A 5,415-nucleotide genomic window follows, 5' to 3' on the forward strand; every position below is an offset into this window, starting at 1 on the left:
AGGTATTGCTTGAGGAGCACGGTGTCGTTGATCGGCGGGCGGACCACGGCTTGGACGGGGTAGCCGCGGACGGCCTGGAGCTGGGCGAGGATGGATTCGAGGCCGTTGGGGCTGTGTTCGGCGTCGATCAGGAGCCAGTCCAGCCCGGCCCCGGCGCATAGTTCGGCGATGAGCGGGCTGCCGGAACACACCCACATGCCGGCGAGTGGCCTGTCCGCGGCGGCCAGGGCTTGACGGAACGTGCGGTCTGGTTCTACTCGAACCGGCATGTGACAACTCCCAAGGGACCGTAGTCGGCGTGGACGGTATCGCCTTTGTATACCCAGAGCGGGCGGGTGAAGGAGCCGGCGAGGATGATCTCCCCGGCCTTCAGCCCGTCACCGTGCGGGGCGATCTTGTTAACGAGCCAGTGCACGCCGTTGGCGGGGTGGTCCAGGACGCCGGCGGCGACGCCGGTTTCCTCCACCACCTGGTTTTTGTACAGGATCGCCGATACCCAGCGGAGGTCGACGGCGTCCGGGCGGACCGGGCGTCCGCCGACCACCATGGCACCCATGGCCGCGTTGTCCGAGATGGTGTCCACGATGGTCCGGCCCTCCATCTCGATCCTGGAATCCAGGATCTCAAGGGCCGGAACCACGTAGTCGGTGGCGTTCAGGACGTCGAAGATGCCGCAGCCGGGCCCGGAGAGGTCCTTCTTGAGCACGAACGCCAATTCCACCTCGACCCGGGGGTGGGTGTACTGGTCCCACGGCACGGAGCAACCGGTGTCCAGGACCATGTCATCGAAAATCGCGCCGTAGTCCGGTTCGGTGATTCCGGTGGCGGCCTGCATGGCCTTGGACGTCAGCCCGATCTTGCGGCCCACCAGCTTCCGGCCGGCGTCCTCGTTCCGGCGCCGCCATAACTGCTGCACGGCGTAGGAATCCTCCACCGTCATCTCCGGGTAGCGGGCAGTCAGGCGCGGAACCGGGGTCCGGCTCCGGCCTGCTTCTACTAGTTCGTCGGCAATGGTTTCTATCGTCTTCGGGTCAAGCATCTCCACACTCCGTTCGGCCATCCTGCGGTCAGCATACGTTGAGGGCCGCCGGCCTAGAGCTGCGAGCCGACCTTGAAGCCCTTCCTTTCCCCCGCGGGGCCGTCCTCGGGCTGGCGCGTGTACGAGAAGCCGTCGGCACCCACGGTGACCGCCATTTCGCTCTTTTCCTCGCGGACGACGACCGGCTGCGGGTTGCCGTCCAGGTCCAGGACGAGGGAGGCCTCGGTGTACCAGGACGGGACCACGGGGTTGCCCCACCAGTCGCGGCGCTGGTTGTCGTGGACGTCCCAGGTGACCGTGGGGTTGTCCGGGTCACCGGTGTAGTAGTCCTGGGTGTAGATCTCGATGCGGTGCCCGTCCGGGTCCAGGATGTACAGGTAGAACGCGTTGGACACGCCGTGCCGGCCCGGGCCGCGTTCGATCCGGTCGCTGATGCGCAGGGCGCCCATCTTGTCGCAGATCTGGATGATGTTGTGCTTCTCGTGCGTGGAGAAGGCGATGTGGTGCAGGCGCGGGCCGTTGCCCCCGGTCAGGGCGGTGTCGTGCACGGTCTGCTTGCGGTGCATCCACGCGGCGTACGTGACGCCGTCGGAATCCTTGATGTCCTCGGACACGCGGAAGCCCAGGTCCTCCAGGTAGGCCCGGCCGCGGGGAACGTCCGGGGTGACCTGGTTGAAGTGGTCCAGGCGGACCAGCTCACCGGCGGAGTAGAGGTCATAGCGCTGGGTGAGCCGTTCGACGTGCTCCACCTCGTAGAAGAATTCGTACGGGAAGCCCAAAGGGTCCTCGACGCGGACGGAGTCGCCGACGCCCTTGGTGAAGCCGTCCTTGCGGCGCTCCACCCGGCAGCCGAGCTCGCGATAGTAGGCCTCGGCGGCGTCGACTTCGGCAGGGGATTTCACCCGGTACGCGAACGCTGCCGCGGCGGCGACGGGTCCCTTGCGCAGGACCAGGTTGTGGTGGATGAACTCCTCGAAGGAACGCAGGTAGATGGTGTTCTCGTCTTCCTCGGTGACGTGCAGGCCGAGCAGGTCCACGTAGAACTCGCGGGACTTGGCGGGGTCCGTGACCACGAGTTCAAGGTAGGCGCAGCGGACGATATCCGGCGCCGGGACGGTGGGGGTTGGGACGAAGTTGGTCATGGGGTTCTCTCTTCTTCGAAAGGGTCTGTGGTGTTCGACGGCGGGATGCTCGCCTTTGGTGCCGGGTGCCGCCCAACTGACTCGCAGTAAGTGTCGTTTTGGAGCCCCATAACGACAACAAGTGCGAGGCAGTTGGGCTGGGCGGGGTCAGGCGCCGAACTTCGGGGTGTGCACAGCGCCGAGGGTGATGTGCACGGCTTGCTGGTCGGTGTAGAAATCGATGGAGCGGTAGCCGCCTTCGTGGCCCAGGCCCGAGGCCTTGACCCCGCCAAAGGGGGTGCGCAGGTCCCGGACGTTGTGGCTGTTTAGCCACACCATGCCAGCCTCGACGTTCTGCGCGAAGTTGTGCGCGCGGGTCAGGTTCTGGGTCCAGATGTAGGCCGCCAGGCCGTATTTGGTGTTGTTCGCCAGGGCGAGGGCTTCGTCGTCGTTCTCGAACGGGGTGATCGCGACAACCGGGCCAAAAATCTCCTCCTGGAAGATCCGGGCGTCGGGCGCGACGTCGGCGAACACCGTCGGGGCGATGTAGTTGCCTGCGGGCAAGTCTTCCGGGCGTCCCCCGCCGGCCAGCAGCCGGCCCTCGGACTTTCCGATCTCCACGTACGAGGCGACCTTTTCGTAGTGCTCGGGGTGGACGAGGGCGCCGACCTGGGTCTTGGGGTCGTGCGGGTCGCCGACGACGATATTCTTCGCGCGGGCGGCGTACTTCTCGCAGAACTCGTCATAGATCGCGCGTTCGACGAGGATCCGCGAACCGGCGGTGCAGCGTTCTCCGTTGAGGGAGAAGACCCCGAATAGTGCCGAATCGATCGCGGCGTCCAGGTCGGCGTCGGCGAACACGACGCACGGGGACTTCCCGCCCAGCTCCATGGACAGGCCCTTGAGGTTGGCGGCGGCGTTGCGGAAGATCGTCTGGCCCGTTGTGGTCTCGCCCGTGAAGGAAATCAGCGGCACGTCCGGGTGCTTGACGAGGGCGTCACCGGCTTCCTCGCCGAGGCCGTTGACGAGGTTGAACACGCCGTCGGGCAGGCCTGCGTCCTTGAAGATCTGCGCCCAGAGCGAGGCCGAGAGCGGGGTGAACTCGGCCGGCTTCAGGACCACGGTGTTGCCGGTGGCCAGGGCGGGGGCGAGTTTCCAGGACTCGAGCATGAACGGGGTGTTCCACGGCGTGATCAGGCCCGCGACGCCGATCGGCTTGCGGTTCACGTAGTTGATCTGGGAGCCCGGGACCTTCATGGCGTCGTCGAACTGGGCCACGATCAGGTCCGCGAAGAAGCGGAAGTTCTCCGCCGCACGCAACGCCTGGCCCTTGGCCTGGGTGATCGGCAGGCCAGTGTCGAAGGTCTCCAGTTCGGCGAGGCGCTCCTCCTGGGCTTCAACGGCGTCGGCGATCCTGTTCAGGACGCGGGCACGCTCGCGCGGCTTCATCTTCGGCCACGGGCCGTTCACGAAGGCTTCGCGGGCCGCGGCAACGGCGAGGTCGATGTCTTCCTTCTGCCCGGCCGCGGCGGTGGCGTAGTTGGTGTTGGAGACCGGGTCCAGGACGTCGAAGGTCTTCCCGCTGACCGAGCCAACGAATTCGCCGTTGATGAAGTGCTGGATGTGGGTGGGAAGGTCCTTCGGGACGTAATGGGTGGTTTCTGGTGCAGTGAACGTCATTGTTTTCTCCTTTGCTATTGGAACGCGGGGTCACTTACGGCCCATGTCGGGGCGCTTAATGGGCGCTAAGTGACCCCGCGTTGGTCTGTGCGAGGTATGCGTCGAGGGTGGCGCTGCGGTGGCGGCGGGCGGCTTGTTCGATGCTGTCGGCGTCGGCGTTGCTTTCGATGAGCTGAAGCAGCGCCTCGTGCTCTTTGACGGATTCCTGCGCACGGCCAGGGACGAAGCGGAATGTCGAGGCCCGGATCGAGGCCAGCCGGTTCCAACCCCGGTGCACGAGGTCCAGGATGTGCGGATTGGGGCAGTGTTCAAAGAGCACGCTGTGGAAATCCTGGTTCAGCGCCGTGAAGCGGACCGGATCGAAATGCTCCAGGCAGTCACGCATCTCGGAGTTCACCGCACGGGCCCGGGCAATGGCCACGGAATCGATCAGGGGTGCGGACATCGCCGTCGCGGCGCCTTCGATGATGCTCAGGGTCTGCATCGTGTACAGGTACTCCGTCGGATCGATCCCGGAGACCGTGGCGCCGACGTTGCGCTCGAACGTCACGAGCCCCTCGGCCTCCAGGCGGCGGATCGCCTCCCGGACCGGAACCACGCTCACGCCGAGGTCCTCGGCGATCTTGGCCAGCACCAGCCGGTATCCCGGCGTGTAGGTGCCCTCCACGATGCGCGCCTTCACGGCGGCATAGGCCTGCTCGGACTTGCTCCCGACGGCGGTTTCAGTCACCTTGGGCTCCTTCCCACTCCTGGTAACGGGCACGCCACTGGGCGTTCATCGGGTACAAACCGTCCACGCTGTTGCCCTGCTTGACCATCTCGAAGATGAAGGCCTCTTCCTTCTCCTGCTCGATGCACTCATCCACCAGCTCCTCCGCGATGGCCGGCGGGATCACCAGGATCCCGTCCGAGTCGGCCACGATGATGTCCCCGGGCTGGACCGTGGCCCCGCCGCAGGCGATGGTGATGTCCGTGTCCCACGGGATGTGGCGCCGGCCCAGCACGGCGGGGTGCGGGTTGGCGAAGTAGGTGGGCATGTCCAGTCCTGCCACCGCCGAGTAGTCGCGCACGCCGCCGTCGGTGATGATCGCGGCGGCGCCGCGCATCTGGCACGCAGCGCCAGGATGTCTCCCACGGTCCTGTGCCCTTTTCTCCCCGGGCCTCCATGACCAGGATCTCGCCTTCGTTCACGGAGTCGATCGCCCGTTTTTGGGCGTTGAACCCTCCGCCGTGGGTCGTGAAGAGGTCCTCACGGTTGGGGACATAGCGCAGCGTCCGGGCGAGCCCGACGACGCGGCGGTCCGGGCGGGTGGCCTGCAGGCCGTCGATGCTCACGTTGTTCAGCCCGCGCTTGCGCAACTGGCTGGACAACGTCGCGGTCGCCACGCTTTCGAGCTTCTTCTTCAGCTCGGGGGTCAGGACAGGCACGACGGCGGGAAGCCCCGCTGCTTCCCGAGAACCGTATGCTTCCTCCGCTGCGTGTCGTCGGATTTGGGCCGGGCACCGAAGTCCGCGAACGCCGTCGTACCTTCCGTCACGGTGGTGGCCAGGCGGCCGCTGCTGAGCCCGCCGCCC

At 66.3% G+C, this 5,415-nt stretch carries 5 protein-coding genes and 1 pseudogene; all 6 read right to left on the reverse strand.

The window, feature by feature from the left end; genetic code table 11:
* Positions 1-269: aldolase/citrate lyase family protein (locus tag AHiyo1_RS12240; protein WP_275937060.1), on the reverse strand; the 269-nt coding region annotated here is incomplete at its 3' end.
* Entirely contained in the window at positions 254-1,039 is a 786-nt protein-coding gene (gene hpaH / locus AHiyo1_RS12245; RefSeq protein WP_059388754.1) for a 2-oxo-hept-4-ene-1,7-dioate hydratase, read from the reverse strand. The genes AHiyo1_RS12240 and hpaH, both read right to left, overlap by 16 nt.
* Positions 1,040-1,092: 53 nt before the next feature.
* Complete coding sequence (gene hpaD / locus AHiyo1_RS12250; RefSeq protein WP_059388751.1) at positions 1,093-2,181, reverse strand: 3,4-dihydroxyphenylacetate 2,3-dioxygenase; 1,089 nt, start codon at positions 2,179-2,181, stop codon at positions 1,093-1,095.
* 147 nt (positions 2,182-2,328) lie between these two features.
* Positions 2,329-3,840 carry a 5-carboxymethyl-2-hydroxymuconate semialdehyde dehydrogenase gene (hpaE, locus tag AHiyo1_RS12255; RefSeq protein ID WP_059388752.1) on the reverse strand — a complete coding sequence of 504 codons (1,512 nt, stop codon included), beginning with the start codon at positions 3,838-3,840 and terminating at the stop codon, positions 2,329-2,331.
* A 55-nt stretch (positions 3,841-3,895) separates the two neighbouring features.
* Positions 3,896-4,570: a GntR family transcriptional regulator gene (locus tag AHiyo1_RS12260; protein ID WP_059388753.1), complete on the reverse strand. Its 675-nt coding sequence runs from the start codon at positions 4,568-4,570 to the stop codon at positions 3,896-3,898.
* Positions 4,563-4,952, reverse strand: a pseudogene (locus AHiyo1_RS28255) (fumarylacetoacetate hydrolase family protein); the annotation flags it as partial. The gene AHiyo1_RS12260 and the pseudogene AHiyo1_RS28255, both read right to left, overlap by 8 nt.
* Positions 4,953-5,415: the final 463 nt, after the last annotated feature.

The organism is Arthrobacter sp. Hiyo1, assembly GCF_001263615.2.
In the GTDB taxonomy this organism is placed as follows: Bacteria; Actinomycetota; Actinomycetes; order Actinomycetales; family Micrococcaceae; genus Arthrobacter.